The organism is Nonomuraea sp. NPDC050383, from assembly GCF_044459125.1.
Taxonomy (GTDB): Bacteria; Actinomycetota; Actinomycetes; order Streptosporangiales; family Streptosporangiaceae; genus Nonomuraea.
In genome coordinates this window covers 113503-131759 of record NZ_JBITIP010000005.1, presented here as the reverse complement: position 1 = coordinate 131759, position 18257 = coordinate 113503, and the positions used below count along the sequence as shown (strand labels likewise).

General features: G+C 73.6%; 15 protein-coding genes. 7 read left to right on the top strand and 8 right to left on the bottom strand.

Annotation, left to right across the window (positions count from 1 at the left end; all coding sequences use genetic code 11):
• The first annotated feature begins 2 nt into the window (after window positions 1-2).
• Window positions 3-1760 carry an ABC transporter ATP-binding protein gene (locus tag ACIBG4_RS14745; RefSeq protein ID WP_397202218.1) on the top strand — a complete coding sequence of 586 codons (1758 nt, stop codon included), beginning with the start codon at window positions 3-5 and terminating at the stop codon, window positions 1758-1760.
• A 45-nt stretch (window positions 1761-1805) separates the two neighbouring features.
• Here the strand turns inward: ACIBG4_RS14745 and ACIBG4_RS14740 are convergent, their stop codons facing one another.
• The 4 genes from ACIBG4_RS14740 to ACIBG4_RS14725 form a co-directional block, all read right to left on the bottom strand.
• On the bottom strand, window positions 1806-2939 hold the full coding sequence (locus tag ACIBG4_RS14740) for a winged helix DNA-binding domain-containing protein (protein ID WP_397202217.1): 1134 nt from the start codon (window positions 2937-2939) through the stop codon (window positions 1806-1808).
• A 25-nt stretch (window positions 2940-2964) separates the two neighbouring features.
• Window positions 2965-3945 carry a helix-turn-helix transcriptional regulator gene (locus tag ACIBG4_RS14735; RefSeq protein WP_397202216.1) on the bottom strand — a complete coding sequence of 327 codons (981 nt, stop codon included), beginning with the start codon at window positions 3943-3945 and terminating at the stop codon, window positions 2965-2967.
• Between the two features lie 98 nt (window positions 3946-4043).
• The gene (locus ACIBG4_RS14730) at window positions 4044-5165 is read right to left on the bottom strand and encodes an epoxide hydrolase family protein (RefSeq protein WP_397202215.1); all 1122 of its coding nucleotides are present in this window, start codon (window positions 5163-5165) and stop codon (window positions 4044-4046) included.
• 58 nt (window positions 5166-5223) lie between these two features.
• Complete coding sequence (locus ACIBG4_RS14725; RefSeq protein ID WP_397202214.1) at window positions 5224-7290, bottom strand: prolyl oligopeptidase family serine peptidase; 2067 nt, start codon at window positions 7288-7290, stop codon at window positions 5224-5226.
• A 45-nt stretch (window positions 7291-7335) separates the two neighbouring features.
• Here ACIBG4_RS14725 and mshB point away from each other — a divergent pair, with 45 nt between their 5' ends.
• Genes mshB through ACIBG4_RS14710 form a run of 3 tightly spaced genes read left to right on the top strand, consistent with a single transcriptional unit; the run spans window position 7336 to window position 9203 of the window.
• Window positions 7336-8241: an N-acetyl-1-D-myo-inositol-2-amino-2-deoxy-alpha-D-glucopyranoside deacetylase gene (mshB, locus tag ACIBG4_RS14720; RefSeq protein ID WP_310712854.1), complete on the top strand. Its 906-nt coding sequence runs from the start codon at window positions 7336-7338 to the stop codon at window positions 8239-8241.
• Between the two features lie 11 nt (window positions 8242-8252).
• A complete protein-coding gene (locus tag ACIBG4_RS14715) occupies window positions 8253-8690 on the top strand; it encodes a DUF6113 family protein (RefSeq protein ID WP_310712856.1) in 438 nt (145 codons plus the stop codon).
• Between the two features lie 9 nt (window positions 8691-8699).
• Window positions 8700-9203: a flavin reductase family protein gene (locus tag ACIBG4_RS14710; RefSeq protein WP_397202213.1), complete on the top strand. Its 504-nt coding sequence runs from the start codon at window positions 8700-8702 to the stop codon at window positions 9201-9203.
• Window positions 9204-9457: 254 nt separating this feature from the next.
• Here ACIBG4_RS14710 and ACIBG4_RS14705 read toward each other — a convergent pair whose 3' ends face one another.
• Window positions 9458-10459: a hypothetical protein gene (locus tag ACIBG4_RS14705; protein WP_397202212.1), complete on the bottom strand. Its 1002-nt coding sequence runs from the start codon at window positions 10457-10459 to the stop codon at window positions 9458-9460.
• A gap of 75 nt (window positions 10460-10534) precedes the next feature.
• Here ACIBG4_RS14705 and ACIBG4_RS14700 point away from each other — a divergent pair, with 75 nt between their 5' ends.
• Window positions 10535-10957 (top strand): hypothetical protein, encoded by a 423-nt coding sequence (locus ACIBG4_RS14700; RefSeq protein WP_397202211.1) that lies wholly within the window; start codon window positions 10535-10537, stop codon window positions 10955-10957.
• Window positions 10958-11039: 82 nt separating this feature from the next.
• Window positions 11040-12068 (top strand): MBL fold metallo-hydrolase, encoded by a 1029-nt coding sequence (locus ACIBG4_RS14695; protein WP_397202210.1) that lies wholly within the window; start codon window positions 11040-11042, stop codon window positions 12066-12068.
• On the opposite strand, the gene ACIBG4_RS14690 is transcribed toward ACIBG4_RS14695, so the two are convergent.
• On the bottom strand, window positions 12057-13487 hold the full coding sequence (locus ACIBG4_RS14690; RefSeq protein ID WP_397202209.1) for an MFS transporter: 1431 nt from the start codon (window positions 13485-13487) through the stop codon (window positions 12057-12059). The genes ACIBG4_RS14695 and ACIBG4_RS14690 overlap by 12 nt on opposite strands.
• A gap of 149 nt (window positions 13488-13636) precedes the next feature.
• On the opposite strand from ACIBG4_RS14690, the gene ACIBG4_RS14685 reads away from it, so the two are divergent.
• A complete protein-coding gene (locus tag ACIBG4_RS14685; RefSeq protein ID WP_397202208.1) occupies window positions 13637-14269 on the top strand; it encodes a TetR/AcrR family transcriptional regulator in 633 nt (210 codons plus the stop codon).
• Window positions 14270-14312: 43 nt separating this feature from the next.
• On the opposite strand, the gene ACIBG4_RS14680 is transcribed toward ACIBG4_RS14685, so the two are convergent.
• Both ACIBG4_RS14680 and ACIBG4_RS14675 read right to left on the bottom strand, forming a co-directional pair.
• A complete protein-coding gene (locus ACIBG4_RS14680) occupies window positions 14313-16847 on the bottom strand; it encodes a penicillin acylase family protein (protein ID WP_397202207.1) in 2535 nt (844 codons plus the stop codon).
• A gap of 166 nt (window positions 16848-17013) precedes the next feature.
• Window positions 17014-18213 (bottom strand): cysteine--tRNA ligase, encoded by a 1200-nt coding sequence (locus ACIBG4_RS14675; RefSeq protein WP_397202206.1) that lies wholly within the window; start codon window positions 18211-18213, stop codon window positions 17014-17016.
• Between the last annotated feature and the right edge of the window lie 44 nt (window positions 18214-18257).

Here is an 18257-nt window from a genome sequence, read left to right as displayed (position 1 = left end):
CGATGGCCCGCGAGATCCTGCCGGTCGCCGACCAGGCGCGGGTGCGCGCCTACGCCCGGCGGCTGACACTGAGGTACCCGCGCCGGCTGGCCACCGCCCTCGCCCTGCACGGGCTGGCCGCCGTCGCCGGGCTGGCCGTGCCGTGGCAGCTCGGCCAGCTGGTCCAGGACGTCGAGAAGGGAGCCGGCGTCAACGTCGTGCTCGTCGCGGGCGGCATCGGCGCCTTCCTGCTGCTCCAGGGCGTGCTGGTCCGCTTCGCGGTGCTGGCCTCGGCCCGGCTCGGCGAGAAGGTCCTGGCCGAGCTGCGTGAGGAGTTCGTCGAGCGGGTGCTCGCCCTGCCCCTGTCCACGGTGGAGCGGGCCGGCTCCGGCGACCTGATCACGCGCACGTCCCGCGACGTCGACTCGCTGTCCAGGACCGTGCGGCACGCCGTGCCCGAGACGCTGATCGCGGTCGTCACGTTCGCGATCACCATGGGCGCGCTCATCCTGGTCGGACCGCTGCTCATGCTGCCGATGCTGGTGGCCGCGCCGCTGCTGTGGTTCGCCACCCGCTGGTACCTCGGGCGGGCCCGCGACGGCTACCTGCGCGAGAACGCCGCCTACGCCGACATGACCGAGGGCCTGGCCGAGACCGTGCAGGGCGCCAGGGCCGTGGAGGCGCTCGGCCTCCAGGGGCGCCGGCGCGAGCGGACCGACCGCGACATCGCCCGCTCCTTCGCGGCCGAGCGCTACACGCTGGGCCTGCGCACGGTCTGGTTCCCGACCGTGGAGCTGGGCTACGTCGTTCCCGTCGTGTCCACGCTGCTCGTCGGCGGCCTGTTCTACATCGACGGCTGGGTCACGCTGGCCCAGGTCACCGCCGCCACCCTGTACGCCCAGCAGCTCATCGACCCGCTCGACCGGTTCCTCATGTGGATCGACGAGCTCCAGGTCGGCGGGGCGGCCATGGCCCGGCTGCTCGGCGTCGCGGAGGTGCGCGACGACCGCGCCCCCTCCGGCGCGCGGCCCTCCGGCGAGCTGATCGAGGCCGACGACGTCCGCTACGCCTACCGGCAGGGGCGCGACGTGCTGCACGGCGTGTCCCTCACCGTACGGCCCGGCGAGCGGCTGGCCATGGTGGGGCCGTCGGGCGCGGGCAAGTCAACGCTGGGCAGGCTGCTGGCCGGCATCCACGGCCCGCGCGAGGGCACCGTGTCGGTGGGCGGCGTCCCGCTGGTGGAGCTGCCGCTGGACGACCTGCGCGGGCACGTCGCGCTGGTCACCCAGGAGCACCACGTGTTCAAGGGCACGATCCGCGACAACCTGCTCATCGCCCGGCCGGAGGCCGACGACGAGGCCGTGCGCGACGCGCTCGCGGCCGTGGAGGCGCTGGACTGGCTCCTCGCCCTGCCGGACGGCCTGGACACGGTCGTGGGCTCCGGCGGGGCGGCCGTCTCGCCGGCGCACGCGCAGCAGCTCGCGCTGGCCCGGCTCGTGCTGGCCGACCCGCACACGCTGGTCCTCGACGAGGCCACCTCGCTGATCGACCCGCGCGCCGCCCGGCACCTGGAGCGCTCGCTCGCGGCGGTGCTGGACGGGCGCACGGTCATCGCGATCGCGCACCGCCTCTACACGGCGCACGACGCGGACCGGGTCGCGGTGGTGGAGGACGGGCGGATCACCGAGCTGGGCCCGCACGAGGAGCTGGTGGCGGCGGGCGGCTCGTACGCGGCGCTGTGGAGCAGCTGGCACGGCGCCCCGGCCCGCACGAGCGGCTGAGGGCCGGGCCCGCGCCCCGGCCCGTACGCGCGGCTGAGGCCCGCCTCAGTCCATGGGCCGGAGGCGGAGGTCGTGCGTCGGCGCGGCGGCGGCGAAGCGGAGCAGGCGCTCGCCCTCCTCGGCGACGGCGGCCTCCTCCGCACCCGTCACAGGCGTGAAGAGGCGGACCTCCAGCGTCGCCGTCCCCTTCGCCCGCCGGATCTCCCACAGCCCGCGCACGAACCCGTCCACCAGCAGCGCCGGGTACACCCCGATGTGCCGGCGGCCCTCATCGGTCATCAGCCGCCGCCGGTCGGCGTGGCCCAGCGCCACGTTGTCGAGCGCGGCCAGGAACCGGACCGGGGCGGGGGTGTCCGGGTCGGGCCGGGGCGCCTCCGGCAGGTCGAGCAGCTCGGCGCCCTCCTCGTTCCGGAACACCGCCAGCCGGGGCCGCAGCTCGTCGGCGACCGCCCGCAGCCGGGTCAGCCCGCTCCACGCCTGCGCGTCCTTGACCGTGGCCGGGCCGAAGGCCGCGAGGTAGCGCAGCAGCAGCTCGCGCGCCCTGTCCACAGCTTCGCCAGCGGCCCCGTCCGCGGCCCCGTTGGGGGTCGCGTGCGCGGTCGTGGCCGGCGGGGCGCCGAGCCAGTCGTCCGCCAGCGTGAACGGCGTCGGCCCGCGCCGCCCCCAGGTCCCGTCGGGCGGCGGGTGCACGACCGGCAGCAGCCCCTGCACCGAGCGGGCCAGCGCGACGGGATCCGCCCCCGGCCACCGCTCGGCCAGCGCCCTGCCCAGCTCCGGCCGGGTCAGAACGCCGCCGGAGAGCAGCCCCCGCGCGGTCGCGGCCAGCTCGGCGGGGTCCACGCCCGGCGTCGCCCGGCCGAACGCGCCCCTGCGCCACCGCTCCAGCATCGGTTCCAGCAGCGGACGCAGCCACCGGTAGTCGGCCGCGCTCACGAGGTGCTGGGTGCCCCGGTACAGGGTCGCCCGCACGACCCGGCGCTCGTACAGCAGCGTCGTCAGGTCGTCGTGCCGGAAGCCCGTGACACGACTCCACAGGCCGACGTACGGCGGGTCGGGGTCCTGGGCCTGGAGGCCGGCCAGCCGCTCGACCACCTCCAGCGCCGGCGCGCCGGTACGCGCCAGCAGGAGCTGGCGCTCCAGCGTGGCCCTGTTGAGGGCTCGCCGGGAAAGGACGTCCATCGATCTCCTCATCCGTCTTGGCGCGTCATCCGTCTTGGCGGGGCCGGTGCGACGGCCAGGCAGCGCGCTGGAGGCGCCCCGTGAGGGTGCGCAGGCGCTCCAGCAGCTCCGGAGGCTCCCGCACGTCGAACTCGAACCCGAACGTGGCCACCCACACCGCCAGGTGGTCGAGGCTGTCGGAGCCGATCCGCAGCACACACGTGCGCTCGTCGAGCGGCTCCACCACGCCGAGCGTGACCGGCACCTCGCCGGCCACCTCCACCGCCGGTGCGCACATGGTCACGACCGCCTGGTAGCGGTGCAGCCGGGTGGCCGTGGACAGGGTGAGGTAGCGCGCCACGTCCTCGTCGGGCAGCGGGCGCGGCACGAAGCGAGGGCCGTTCGGCACCCGAAGGGACATGCGGTCCACCCGGTACGTGCGCCAGTCATACCGAGTCGTGTCCCAGCCGAGCAGGTACCACCGCCGGCCGCCGCTGACCAGCCGGTACGGCTCGGCGTCGCGCACGCTCTCCTCGCCCTCGCGCGCGACGTACCCGAACCGCAGCCGCTCCCGGTCGCGCACCGCCGCGGCGATGGCGGTCAGCGTCGCGGGGTCCACCGTGGGACCGGCGGCCGGCATGGTCACCATCGCGGCGCCGAGCGTCCCCACCTGGTGGCGCAGCCGCGAGGGGAGGACCTGGTCCAGCTTGGCCAGGGCGCGCACGGACGTCTCGGCGATGCCGGTGACCGCGCCGCCCGCGGCCGTGCCCAGCGCCACCGCCACGGCCACCGCCTCCTCGTCGTCGAGCAACAGCGGTGGCAGGGCGCCGCCGCTGCCCATCTGGTAGCCGCCGCCCACCCCGCCCACCGCGTCGATGGGGTAGCCGAGCCGGCGCAGCTTGCCGACGTCACGCCGCAGCGTCCGTGGACTGACCCCGAGCCGCCCGGCCAGCTCCGCCCCCGGCCAGTAGGCGCGTCCCTGCAGCAGGCCCAGCAGGCGGAGCAGCCGGGCTGAGGTCTCCAGCACACGACGACTCTGCCATTGATCGCGGCCGGTACCTGACCGCGATCAACGCCGGGTCTCGGGGCGGCCGGCGTCGGTCGCGGGCCCGATCGGCGTCCGGCTCAGGTCAGGGCGCGGAAGAACGCCCGGACGTCCTCGGCGAACACCCCCGGCTCCTCCATGGCGAGGAAGTGGCCGCCGGTGTCCTGCTGCGACCAGCGCACGATCGCGTGGTCGCGCTCGGCGTACGGCCGGATGCCGTACTCGTTCGTCCTCGCCAGCAGCACGCCCGTGGGGACGGTGCCGCGCGGCCGGGGCTCCCAGCCCGCCGGGTCGTTGACCTGCTCGTAGTAGATCTGCGCCGCCGAGCCGGCCGTGCCCGTCAGCCAGTAGAGGGTGACGTTGGTGAGGAACAGGTCGCGGTCCACCGGGCCGCCCGCCCAGCGATGGAACATCTCCGCGATCCAGGCGAGCTGCGCGGCCGGGGAGTCGGTCAGGCCGTACGCGAGGGTCTGCGGCGAGCGCGCCTGGATCGCGACGTACCCGGCGGTCGCCTCGTCCAGCGCGGCGGCCCGCTCGCGCTCCACGTCCGTCAGCCGGGCGTCCTCCTCCTCGTCGCCCGCCGGGAACGACAGGATGCCGGTGAGGTGGACGCCGGTGACCCGTCCGGGAGCCAGGCGGCCCATCTCCGGGGCGACGAACGCGCCGGTGTCCCCGCCGTGCACTCCGTACCGGTCGTAGCCGAGGATCTCCATCAGCCGCGTGAACGCCCCGGCGACGCGGCCGGCGGTCCAGCCCGGCTCGGCGAGCGGCGACGAGAACGCGAACCCGGGGATCGAGGGGATCACCAGGTGGAAGTCCTTGCGCAACGGCTCGACCACCTCCAGGAACTCCACGAAGGACATCGGCCAGCCGTGGAGCAGCACGAGCGGCAGCGCGCCGGGATCGTCCGAGCGGACGTGGGCGAAGTGCACGCTCTGGCCATCGAGGACGGTCGTGAACTGCGGCAGCGCGTTGAGCCGCCGCTCCTGGGCGCGCCAGTCGAACTCCGACCGCCAGTAGGCGGCCAGTTCCTTCGCGTGGTCCACGGGAGTGCCGCGGGTCCAGCCGGTGCCGGGCAGGCCGGCGGGCCAGCGGGTGGCGTCCAGCCGGCGCCGGAGCTCGTCGAGCTCGGCCTCGGGGACGTCGATGTGAAAGGGGACGGGCGCGGGCACGCTCGCGTGAGAAGAGGTCGGTGAAGACATGGCCGCGACCCTAGGAAGGATCGCGGCCACCTTCTGTCCTCCGGTGCCGGGGCCGGTGTCAGCCGCCCAGCGCGCGCTTCAGGAAGTCGACCTGGAGCAGCAGCAGGTTCTCCGCGACGACCTCCTGCGGCGTCATGTGGGTGACGCCCGACAGCGGCAGCACGGTGTGCTGGCGGCCCGCCGCGAGCAGCGCGGACGACAGGCGCAGCGTGTGGGCGGCCACCACGTTGTCGTCGGCCAGGCCGTGCACGAGCAGCAGGGGCCGCTCCAGCTTGGCCGCGTCGCCGAACAGCGAGGAGTTGTCGTACACGTCCGGCTGCTCGTCCGGGTGGCCCAGGTAGCGCTCGGTGTAGCAGGTGTCGTACAGCCGCCAGTCGGTCACCGGCGCCCCCGCGACGGCCGCGTGGAACACGTCCGGCCGGCGCAGCACCGCCAGCGCCGCCAGGTAGCCGCCGAACGACCAGCCGCGGATCGCCACCCGCCCGAGGTCGAGGTCGTCGGGGTACTGCTGGGCCACGCCGTGCAGCGCGTCGATCTGGTCCTCCAGGGCCGGGGTCGCCAGGTCGTCGAGCACCTCGCGCTCGAACGCCGGCCCCCTGCCGGGCGTGCCGCGGCCGTCGGCCACGATGACCGCGAACCCCTGCTCGGCGAACCACTGGCTCTCCAGGTAGCCGCCCCGCCGGTTGAGCACGCGCTGGGCGTGCGGCCCGCCGTACGGGTCCATGAGGACGGGCAGCCGCCCCGAGCCCGGCTCGTGCCAGGAGGGCAGCACCACGGCGGTGGCCAGCTCGCGGCGGCCGGAACGGCCGAGCGAGACCCGCAGGTCCAGGCCGGGGCGCTCGGCCACGGACGGGATCGGGATGGCCATGCCGTCGCGGCGCACGACCGTCGTGGACACGCCCTCCGCGTCGAGGCTCTGCTCGGTGAGCACGCCGACGCCGCCGGCCATCCGCCCCGAGAACACCCCGGAACGGGTCGAGACCGGCAGCAGCGAGTGGCCGTCCCACGTCCAGAGCTGGATCTCGGTCGGGTCGCCGCTGGCGCTGAACAGCACGCTGTCGTGGTCGACGTCGAGCACGGCCCGCACCTGCAGCGTGGGCGGCGTGACCGCGCGGTCGCCGACGAACAGGCGGTGGCCGCCGTCGGCGGAGGCCACCCACACCAGCGAGCCGTCGTCCAGGTGGGCCGGCACGCCGTTGACGATGTCCACCCAGGCGGGGTCCGTGTCCTCGCGCACCAGCGTCGAGGCGCCCGTCGCCGGATCCACCTCGAACAGCCGCAGCGCCTTCTGGTGGCGCGGCATCGTCACGATCGACAGCGCGTGGGAGTCCCAGGCGGCCGTGGTCAGGTACTCGTCCTCGAACGGCACCGCCACCCGCGAGCCGTCGAGCCCGAGCACGAACAGCTCGGTCACCGCGTTGGGCGTGCCGGCGGCCGGGTAGCGCTGGGCCGTCGGAGTCCGGTCGGGGTTGGCCGGGTCGGCGATGTACCAGGTGTGGACCGGAGCCTCGTCGGCCCGCTCCACCAGGAGCGCGTCGCCGCCGGGCGACCACCAGTGGCCGCGCATCCGGTCCATCTCCTCGGCCGCGATGAACTCCGCCAGCCCGTAGGTCACGGTGGGGGACTCCGGCGTCGCCAGCGCGCGGTCCTCGCCCGAGGCGAGGTCCTGGACGCGCAGCGCGCCCTCGGACACGTACGCGACGTGCCGGCCGTCCGGGGACAGGCGCGGGTCGATCACCGCGCCCGGCGCGTCAAGGCGGCGCGACCGGCCGCTCGCCAGCTCCGTCACGTACAGGCCGCCCGCCAGGGCGAACACGGCGGCCGTCACCGCGGCGTCGGTGCTGTAGGCGACCACGCCGCCCGCCTGCTCACGGCTGCGCTCGCGCCGGGCGCGCTCCTCGGGCGGCAGGTCGCCCTCGTCGGCGTCGAGGGCACGCGGGTCGACGACCAGCCGCTCGACGTGGGTCTCGGTGTCGAGCTCCCACAGGCAGGTGACCGGGTCGGTGCCGGCCTTCGTCCGCAGGAACACCACCCTGGAGCCGTCGGGGGAGATCGTGAAGCCCCTGGGCACCCCGAGGGTGAACCGGCGGGTCCTGGCCGACAGACGCGGGAAGCTCTCACTCATGGGCCCAATCCTGCCAGGAGGCGGCTGTTGGTTACGCTCTGACTCATGACCGATCGACGGCTGCTGCTCGTTCACGCTCACCCCGACGACGAGTCGATCGGCACCGGCGCCACCATGGCCCGCTACGTGGCCGAGGGCGTCCACGTCACGCTCGTGACGTGCACGCTCGGCGAGGAGGGCGAGGTCATCCCCGGCCACCTCGCGCACCTGGCCGCCGACCGCGACGACGCGCTCGGGCCACACCGGATCGGCGAGCTGGCCGCGGCGTGCGCGGCGCTGGGGGTGCACGACCACCGCTTCCTCGGCGGTCCGGGACGCTGGCGCGACTCGGGGATGATGGGCGTCGCCTCGAACGACCGTCCCACCGCGTTCTGGCAGGCCGACCTGGACGAGGCCGCCGGGGAGCTGGTCAAGGTCATCCGCGAGGTGCGGCCCCAGGTGCTCGTGACGTACGACGCCAACGGCTTCTACGGGCACCCCGACCACATCCAGGCGCACCGGGTGTCGTGGCGGGCGTTCGCGCTGGCCGCGGACGCGGGGTTCGGGGAGGGCGAGCCGTGGCAGATCGCCAAGCTGTACCACACGGCCGCGGCCAGGTCCGTGATGCGGCGCACGGCCGAGGCGCTGCGCGAGACGCGCTCGGGCTTCATCGCCGAGGACGTGGACGACGTGCCGTTCGGCAGCCCCGACGAGGCGATCACCACGGAGATCGACGCGCGGCCGTGGGTGGGGGCCAAGCTGGCGGCCCTGCGGGCCCACGAGACGCAGGTCACGGTGCGGGAGCCGTGGTTCGCGCTGTCGAACGGGATCGGGCAGGAGGCGCTCGGGGTCGAGCACTTCGTGCTGGCCATCGGGGTGCCGGGGCCCGCGCTGCCGGGCGCCCCGGCCGAGGCGGGCGGCCTCGGGGAGCCCCACAACCGCGAGAACGACCTGTTCGCCGGGATCCACTAACCTCATCACCCATGGAGGAAGGCGGCTTCGACACGGAGCGACGCGGCCAGGGTGAGTCGGCGCTGGGAGGCGCGGCCTACGGCATGCTGTTCGTGCTGGGGGTGGTCATGGGCGTCGTCGGCGGGTTCACGCAGGCCGCCTGGCACGCCGGCCCCGTCCCGGTCGCGGCGATCGGCTGGCTGCTGGTGCTGTTCGCCGTGTGCCTGGGGGCGGGCAGGATGCTGCGGTCCCGGGCCGGTGCGGCGGTGACGGCCGCGGGCTGGCTGCTGGTGTCGATGCCGTTCTCGTTCCCGCTCTCGCAGGGCGATCTGGTCATCTCGGGGGGCGCCGCCGGCTATGTCTACCTGTACGGGGGCATGGTCGCGGTGGTGGCCGCCTTCCTGCTGTCGCCGGCGTCGTCGCGCGGCTCGTGGCTGCTGCGCGGGCAGGTGCCGCGAAACCCGACGTAAAGTACATCCGTGCACCATGATTCCCTCAAGCGGCACGTGGACCGGCAGACGTACCGGAAGGTCGTCGGGAGGTTCGCCACCGGAGTCGCGGTCGTCACGACCCGCGTCGGCGAGGTGGATCACGCGATGACCGTCAACTCGTTCACGTCCGTGTCGCTGGATCCCCTGCTGGTGCTCTTCTGCGCCGAGAAGGTGGCCCGCTTCCACGCGGCGGTGCTGGAGGCGGGGGTGTGGGGGGTGTCGGTGCTCCCGGCGTCCATGGAGGACACCTCACGCTTCTTCGCCCACCGCGGCCGTGCGCTCGACGGCCAGCTCGCCCGCTGGCCGCACCACCGGTCGCCGGCGGGGGTGGCACTGTTCGACGGGGCGATCGCGACACTGGAGGCGACGACGTCGGCGGTCCATCCGGGCGGCGACCACTCGATCATCGTCGGCACGGTGACCCATCTCGGCAGCCCTTCCGACGGCGCTCCCCTTCTGTACCACGACGGCCGGTACAGCTCCCTCTCCTGACTACGGCACAGCTCTTACAGCCCAACTTTTACGGCAGAGCACGGGAGGGCCCGGTCGCCGCACGTGGCGGGCGTCCGTCCAGGGGTACGCTCCTCCGGCGTGCGGGGCCGGGCGCCGCTACGCGCGCGACGTGAGCCGCCACCGTGGCGGTCCTTGGCCGGGGATGTCTCTCGGGACACCCCGAACCCACCCCGGAGTAGCCGGTGCCGGTATCAAGGGCCGGGTCCTCCGGGGTGGTGGTCATGGGGAAGGGTTCACTGCGGTGGCGCCTGGGTGGGCGGGGCGGTCGTCGTGGCCGCCTGCGGTGTGGTTTCCGGCGTGGGCGACACGGACGGAGGCTCCGCGGGGGGCTCCGTGGCCGGTGGGCAGGCGGGCACGGGCTCCGCCGGGACAGAGCCCGTGTCGGTGGGCGTGATTGTGTCGGTGGGCGTGAGCGTGTCCGTCGGTCCGCCCGTGTCCGTGGGCGAGACCGTGTCGGCCGGCGGCGTGGCGGCCGTGTCCGTCGGCGTCGGGGCCTCCGGGGCCTCCGGGGCCGGCGTGGCCGAGGGCGGCGTGAGCGACGGCGTCGTGGACGTGGATACGCCCTCCGACGGCACCTCCGGCACGGGCGTCTCCGTGGACGGCCGGCATGTGAACGTCACCGTGGCCGTCACCGTCTCGGCGGGCGCGGTCTGGGTGACCGTCTCGGCCGGGGCCGTGACGGTCGTCGTGACCTGCTCCGTGGCGGTCTCCGTCGCCGTGATCGTGACGGTGCCGGCGGGCTCCGGGGTGGCGGTGACCGTCACCGTCTCCGCGGGGGCAGCCGTGGGAGTGGCCGTCACGGTCCGCGTGGGCCACGGCAGGGCTTTGGCCTTCACCTTCGGCTTGCCCCGTACCTTGTACGTGCCCTTGCCGAGCTTCTTGGTGACCTGCCCGGCGCCGGTGGTCACGGGCAGCTCGGTGGTGGCCGTCCTGCAGGACCTGCCTCTGCACACCTTCTGCCTGACGGTGAAGCGGGCCGCGCCGTCGTACGTGATGGAGACGTTCAGATGGGAAACGCCGTCCTTCTTGACGACCTTCGTCTTCGCGGTGTACGTCCCGACTGTGGGCGTCGAGGACGACGAGGGAGTGGGCGTGGCGGTGGACGCCACCACCACGCGGAGAGGGGGGTCGGATAAGCCCAGGGGATCGGTCGCTGAAGTCTGCGTGATGGCGATGCCGCCGGCGCCGGCCAAGGCCAGCGCACCGAGCAGCGCGCCCAGGGTCGTCAATCTCATGATCCTGCTCTCAGGGGAGATTTCAGGACTCAGATCATTATTCCGACTTGTCAAGATTGGTCAAGACTGAGACGTATGAACGGGCGCTATCGGTTCCGGCGGGTGGCGAACTATGTCAATCTCTCCACTCCGCTCGGTCTGCTCATCTCCGTCATCGGCGGAGCCTCCAGGCAGCCCGGACCCAACGGGCTCATCCTCGCTCACGGCTACCGCTACCGCTTCCCCATCGCGGGCGCGTTCACCGTGGGCAACGTCGTCCTCACCCGAAGGCCCGAGCTCGACGAGCGGCTCGTCCTGCACGAGGGGCGGCACGCCACCCAGTGGGCCTGGTGCGCGGGACTGCCCATGCTGCCGCTGTACGTGGTCTCCATGCTGGTCTCGGTGGTCGTGTGCGGGCATCAGGCGTCGTACAACGTGTTCGAGCGCCTGGCGGGGCTCGACGACGGCGGCTACCCGCACGCGCCCCCACGCTGGCGCAGACGCCCGCCCGTGCTCTGAACGCGAGCACCACCGGACCCGCGGGCGCGCAGGTGAGAAGCGGCATACGTGACTGATCCGTCACCCAGGGCAGGAGCGGATCATGACGAGTTCCCCCGTTCCTCCGCGAAAGTGGCCGGACAGCTTCAAGGACCGACTCACCGCCCCCCTCCCCGAATACCGGGAGCTGCTGAGCGTCACCTGGAACGGAGGTCTGCGCCCCGATGTCGGCGACGCCGACCTCATCCCGGTGCGCCGCGAGGGCGGCCTGCCCCGCCCGGCCGACGGCGAGACCATGGTGACGTGGGTGGGCCACTCGACGTTCGTGGTGCAGGTCGAGGGCTTGACGATCCTGACGGACCCGGTGTGGTCGCGCAAGATCCCCGGCGTGCGGGGACGCCTCACGCCTCCGGGGGTGGCCTGGAGCGACCTGCCGAAGATCGACGCCGTCGTGATCAGTCACAACCACTACGACCATCTGGACGCCCCCACGGTGCGCAAGCTGCCGAGGAACACGCCGATGTTCGTCCCCGCCCGGCTGAAGCCCTGGTTCGACCGGCGCGGCTTCACCGACGTGACCGAGCTCGACTGGTGGGAGTCCGCCACCGTCGGCGGCGTCACGCTCGACTTCGTCCCGGCCCACCACTGGAGCCGGCGCGGCGTCTTCGACACCTGCCGGACGCTGTGGGGCGGGTGGGTGATCGGCGGCTCCGTCTACTTCGCCGGCGACACCGGGTACGGCGAGCGGCTGGCACAGATCGGCGAGCGCTACCCGGGACTCGACCTGGCCCTCATGCCGGTGGGCGGGTACGACCCGCACTGGTTCGCCAAGGCCGCCCACGTCGACCCGGCGGAGGCCGTGCGCGGCTGCCTGGACGTGGGGGCCCGGCGGATGGCCACCATGCACTGGGGGACGTTCGTCCTGTCGAGTGAGCCGCTGCTGGCGCCGATCGAGCGGGCGCGTCAGGAGTGGGAGGCTCACGGCCTGGCCCGCGACGACCTGTGGGACCTCGCGGTAGGCGAATCCCGCACCTTCATCCCGGCCGGCGGCAAGGAGCCCGTGCCGGTGCCGGAGGTCGGCGGAGACCGGCCGTCGGAGGTCGGCGGGGAGCGCGTCGAGCTACGGGTGTGACCGGGCCGGCCGGGACGCCTCCCGGGCGGGGCGGGGCTGGGGCTCGGGGGCGGGAGTGGCCGCGGCGGGAGTGGCCGCGGCGGTGGCTTCCCGGCGTTCGGGCAGGTGGATGAGGCGCCAGGCGATCAGGGCTCCGGCGGTGTAGGCGGCGCCGACCAGGAGGAACGACAGAGCCGCTCCGGCGGTCCAGCCGGGGGTGACGGCCAGCACGGCGCCGATGGAGGCGATGCCGAGCAGGGAGCCGATCTGCCTGTTGGCGTTGAGGACCGAACCGGCGGTGTTGGCGTGGCGGGTGCCCGCCGCGTTCACCGTGGCCGCCGTCAAGGCGGGGGCGATGAAGCCGCCCGCGACGCCGGTCAGGCCGAGGGCGACGGCCAGTGCCCAGTACGGGGTGGAGGGCGACAGCGCGACCAGGGCCAGCGAGGCCGCTCCCGCGACCAGGAAGGAGCCGGCCAGCAGCGGACCGGCCGCGATGCGCCCGGAGACGCGGGCGAAGACGATGTTGCTGACCGGGATGAAGATCGTCAGAGGCAGGATCTCCAGCCCGGCCTGGAGCGGGGTCGCGCCGCGGGCGTGCTGGACGTACAGGCCGAGCATGAACAGTGACCCGTAGAAGGCGGCGTTGAACAGGAAGCCCACGGCGTTGGCGCCGGCGAAGCGGGCGCCGCGGAACAGCGCCCACGGCATCACCTGGTTGTCGGTGCGGCGCTCGCGGCCGATGAGCACGACGGCGGCGATCGCGGCGGCGGCGACGGCGCCGATCACCGGGGCCGCGTCCCAGCCGAGCTGCGGCCCCTCGATCAGCGCGAAGCTGATGCCCGCCAGCCCCACGATGACGGCGGCGTGCCCGGGAGCCGCCAGCGGCCGGGCCTCGCCCTCTGTCCGGGCGATGTACCGGCGGGTCAGGAGCATGCCCGCGATGCCGATCGGCAGGTTGATCAGGAAGATGCTCGGCCAGCCGAACGCGCCGACCATGATGCCGCCGACCGTCGGGCCAAGCGCCATGGACGAGGAGACGATCGCCGACCAGACGCCCAGCACCTTGGTGCGTTCGCGCGCGTCCGGGAAGGCGCGCACCAGGAGCGCGAGGGAGCTCGGCATGAACAGCGCCGCCCCGGCCCCCTGCAGGAGCCGCGCCGCGATCAGCACCTCGATGCCCGGTGCCGCCGCGGAGGCCAGCGACGCGACCCCGAAGATCCCCATGCCCCACAGGTAGACCCGTCTCGCGCCGACCCGGTTCGCCAGGCCGCCGGCCAGCATCAGCAGGGCGGCGAAGGTGAGGACGTAGCCGTCCACGGCCCAGGTGAGCTGGGAGAGGGAGGCGTGCAGGCGTTCCTGGATCGTGGGCCCGGCGACCTGCATGACGGTGGTGTCCAGGCTGGCCATGACGAACCCGGCGGCCAGCGCGGTGATCTTCATCGGGCCTGACGGAATCCTGGGCATGATCGACCTCGCGTTCCCGAAGCTAAATGGACACTTTCTGTCCAGATCCGGACGCTAGTACAATCGGACGCAACCTGTCCACTTAAATCGGACCAGATCGGTCCACTTGTCGCTAGGCTGGCGGCATGACGGCAACAGCACTCGCGGTGGACCGGCTCCTGGACGACGGCTCCGGCCGACGCCCGCGCGCCGACGCCCGGCGCAACGTGGAGCGCCTCGTGGTCGCCGCCCGTCAGGCCGCCGCCGAGGGCGGCGAGATCACCGCCCACGAGATCGCGCGCCGCGCCGGTGTGGGCATCGGCACGTTCTACCGCCGGGTCGGCTCACCCGAGGCCCTGCTGGAGGCGGTCCTCAGCGAGGTGCTGGGGGAGATCGTCGCCAAGGGCGACGAGGGCATGGCCGATCCGGACCCCTGGGCGGGCTTCACGACGTTCGCCCTGTCCTACATTCGCCTTCGCAACGAGCTGTGCGACGTCAACAAGCGCCTCGGCGACGTCCTTGACCATTCCCGGGCCGAGCTGCGCGACCGCATCCGGCTCCTGGTGGAGCGCGCCCAGCGGGCCGGAGTGATGCGTGCGGACGTGACCTGGGAGGACGTGGCGTTCCTCATGGTGGCCGCGTCCTCCACCGGACCCCACACCCTGGGCCTCCAGGCGGGCGCCCGCCAGTGGGACCGCAACCTCCAGGTCGTCCTGGACGGCCTGCGGACCCCCGATCCCGGCATCCTCCCCGGCGAGCCGCCCGCCCTGGCCCGCTGACCGGCCGTCGCCAGACCCGGCCGGGCCGTCAACGACGACCGGGTCAGGGGCGCAGGCGAAGGGTGTGGACGGCGGCCTGTTTGACCGAGTCCGGCTTGGAGCGCATCGGCAGCAGCTCGCCCCTGGCCCAGGTCTCCGCCTGGTCCCAGTAGTTGGCGTGGAAGGCGTGACCCGAGGCGCCCGTCAGGTTGATCCAGCGGGACTTGTCCAGGTCCGCCAGGTCCACCACCATCCGCATCGACGGCACCGACGTGACCGCGTACCCCTTGGCGACGTTCCAGCCGGTGGCGTCCACCGCGTCCTTGCCGCCCGCCACCCTGAGCGGGCCCCGGTTGAACAGCGCCTCCACCGGCGCGATGCCCGAGGTGCCGAGCGAGGCGTTGGTGAGCGTGAGCCGGTGCAGGTCGCCCCAGCGCCAGGCGCGGACGTCGGGGCCGAGCAGCTCCGACACCTCCTGGTAGGCGTCGGCCATGGCCTGCCGCAGGATGTCGTCGCGGGTCTCCGTGCGGCCCTTGGTGGTGGTGTCGTCCCAGAACGGGTCGTCGGGCGTGTCGAGCAGCCGCCGCACCACCACGTACCACCGGTCGCCGCCGCTCGCGCGGGCGCCCTCGGGGAGGTCGTCGTCGAAGGTGGCGCTCAGCAGGTGGCGCCAGACGGCGTTGAAGTACGCGGCGGGCGCGGAGTCGACGCCCTGCGAGCCGTCCCAGTCCTTCAGCAGCTCCCTGGCCTGCACGGCGGCCCCGGCGAGCTCCACGTCCATGAGGGCCGGCACCAGGGTCTCCGCCAGGCCGTTGCGGGTGTCCTGCTGGATCGAGGACATGGTCGAGGCGTCCACGTCGCCCTTGGCGATGGCCTCCCGCAGCCGGTCGGTGATGCGCTGCGAGCGGTAGCCGTACGACCAGTCCTTGGTCAGCAGCGGCTGGTAGCGGCGCGGGTCGATGACGGCGTTGTTGGCCGTGACGATGTAGCCCTCGGGCGGGTTCTCCACCGACGGGAGGCGGTCGTACGGGATGGGCGCGGTCTTCCAGTCGTACTCGCCCGTCCAGCCGGGCACGGGCCAGGTGCCGTCGCCCTTCTCGCGCACCGGGATCCGGCCGGGCGCCTGGTAGCCGATGTTGCCGGACGTGTCGGCGTACACGAGGTTCTGCGCGGGCACCTCGAACAGCGCGGCCGCCGCCCGGAACTCGTGCCAGTCGCTCGCCTCGTTGAGCGCGAAGATCGCGTCGGCGGTGCGGCCGGGCATCAGCGCGGTCCACTGGAGCGCCACCGCGTTCGCGCCGGCCGACGGCTTGACGTCGCCCATGACCTCGTTGATCAGCGGCCCGTGCCTGGTGCTGCGCACCTCGATGGTGACGGTGTCGCCGCCCGCCACCTTGATCTTCTCCTGCCGCTTCTCCAGCTTGACCTGCTCGCCCTGGTACAGGTACGTGTCACCCGTCACCTGCTCCAGGAACAGGTCGGCCACGTCCGGCCCCAGGTTGGTGAACCCCCAGGCGATCTTGTCGGTGTGGCCGATGACGACGCCGGGGACGCCCGAGAAGGTGAAGCCCGTCACGTCGTACGAGCACCGCTCCGACAGCTCGCGGCAGTGCAGCCCGGTCTGGTACCAGACCGACGGCATCGCGGCGGACAGGTGCGGGTCGTTGGCGAGCAGGGGCTTGCCGCTCCTGGTGTGCTCGCCGGAGACCACCCACGAGTTCGAGCCGATGCCGTCGCGCTCGGCGGTGCTCATCGTGCCGGGCACGGCGTCCAGCGTCCGCGCGGCCTGGGCGAGCGCGGCGGCGGCCGGTCCGTGAGGACGCGTGCCCGCGCGCAGGCGCGGCGCGGCCGTCTGGTCGAACCGGTCCTGCCGGATCGCGCCCCGCGTGACGATCGGCGCGTGCTCGTCGAACGGGTATCCCGGGTAGAGCTGCTCGACCCGGTCACGCGGCAGCCTGGTGAGGGCGAGCGCGCGGTCGATCTCGTCCTCCATGTTGGAGCGCAGGTCCCAGGCCATGGCCTTGAGCCAGGCGACGGAGTCGAGGGCCGTCCACGGCTCCGGCTCGGCGTCGACGCCGGTCGCCTTGAGCACGGAGTACTCGAGGCTGCGGTCGGAGGCGTTGGGGTTGGCCTTGAGCCAGGCGTTCACGCCCTTGGCGTACGCGTCGAGGTAGCGCCGGGTGCGCTCGGACAGCTCGGACAGCTCCTGCTCGGCCACCCTGCGCCAGCCCATGGTGCGGATCGCCTTGTCGCTGTCGAGCGTCGCCTCGCCGAACAGCTCCGACAGCCGCCCGGCGGTGACGTGCCGCCGGAAGTCCATCTCCCAGAACCGGTCCTGCGCGTGCACGAACCCCTGCGCCATGAACAGGTCCTCGGAGGTGTCCGCGTAGATCTGCGGAATTCCTGATTTATCGCGATAAATCTCTACATTCCCGGTTAAGCCGGGCAGCCGGAGCGACCCGTCCACCTGAGGGTAGGACTTCCGTACGGTGTGGACGACGACGCCCGTCAGCACCAGCGCGAGGGCGAGGAGAACGGTCAGCGCCCGCGCCAGCCAGCGCAACGGCCAGGGCAGCCAGGCGTAGGGCCTCAACCTCACGAATACCTCCGATCCTCCGCGTCCTCCCGCGCCGGACCCTTAGTCTGACAGCCCCTGATCACTCCTCTCGCCCGGCTCGCACCGGCTCCGGAAGCTCCCGAATCCGCCTGTCACGGCGCATTCATTCATGATCACGTTCCGTGCGGGAGCGCTCGGGGCGAGGGTCTCAGCGGCTCCTGCCGATGTCGCTGGACAGGTCGAGCCCGAGCACCTGGTCCACGTGCAGGAACGACTCGAACTTCGTCCCCGGCGGCACCGACGCGTCGTCCGCCAGCTCCCGCAGCGCCCGCAGTGCGCCCGGAGTGTCCAGGTCGTCGTCGAGCGCGGCCTCGACGCGCTTGACGTACTCGGCGGCCATGGGCGCGCTGGGCGACTCCGACCACTCCGCCACCAGGGTCCGCCAGTGGCGTACGGCGCGGTCGGCGGCACGCAGGGAGTCCCAGGTGAGGACGATCGGCCGCCGGTAGTGGTGCTCCAGGAACGCCATCCGCACGGCCAGCGGATCCAGCCCGGCACCCACGACCTCGGCCAGCGACACCCCGCCGCCCCCGGCGTCCCCCGTGTCCGGCGGCGGCGCTTCGCCCTCCCGCGCGTGCTCGCCCGGCTCGCGGTCGTCGAAGCGCACGTCCGCCGCGTGGACCCGGTGCCGCGCCACCTCGCGCCCGGCCGCCGCGTCGGACTGGGCGCGCTCACGATCCTCGTACGGCCGACGCGGCCCGGCCCCGCCCACGTGGACGTCGACGCGCCCCCCGAGCAGGCCCAGCGCCACGGCCGAGCACACCACGTGCGGACCCGGCACGCCCCGCCCCCAGGGCGAGTCCCAGGACGGCTCGCCGCCCGAAGGAAGCCACAGCACCCAGTCGGCGGAGGAGCGCCCGCCCTCGGAACGCTCACCGGCGGGCAGCGGCGGCAGACCGGGGAACGAGCCGGCGTCGAAGAACACCGGCCCCTCCGGCGCCACGTAGGCGTGCCCCCTCTCCACCAGCGCACCGACGAGCTCGACCACGTACGGGATCGTCTCGGCCACGGACGGCGCGTGCTCGGCCGGCCGGCAGTTCAGCGCGGCGGCGTCCCGGAGCGCCTGCGTGCCGGCCTCCCCGGGACCGCGCGGCGAGCAGGCCACCACCCGCACCCTGCCGCGTTCGAGGATCCGCCGGATCAGGTCCGCCAGCAGGAGCGACCGCAGCTCACCGAGTCCGGGCCGCCCGTCCGGCCGCCCGCCGGGAAAGCCGCCGGCGCCCCCGTCCGGCCCCGGCCGCCCGTCCGGCCGGCTGGTCACGGCGGTCCCGCACGCGTACGTCCGCAGTGCCCGCCCGGCGGCGATCTCCTCGACCGTCCCGGTCCCGCTGTCGTGGATCCGTAGCATGGCTCCGAGCCTAACCGGCCCGCCCGGACCCGGAGATCACCGCG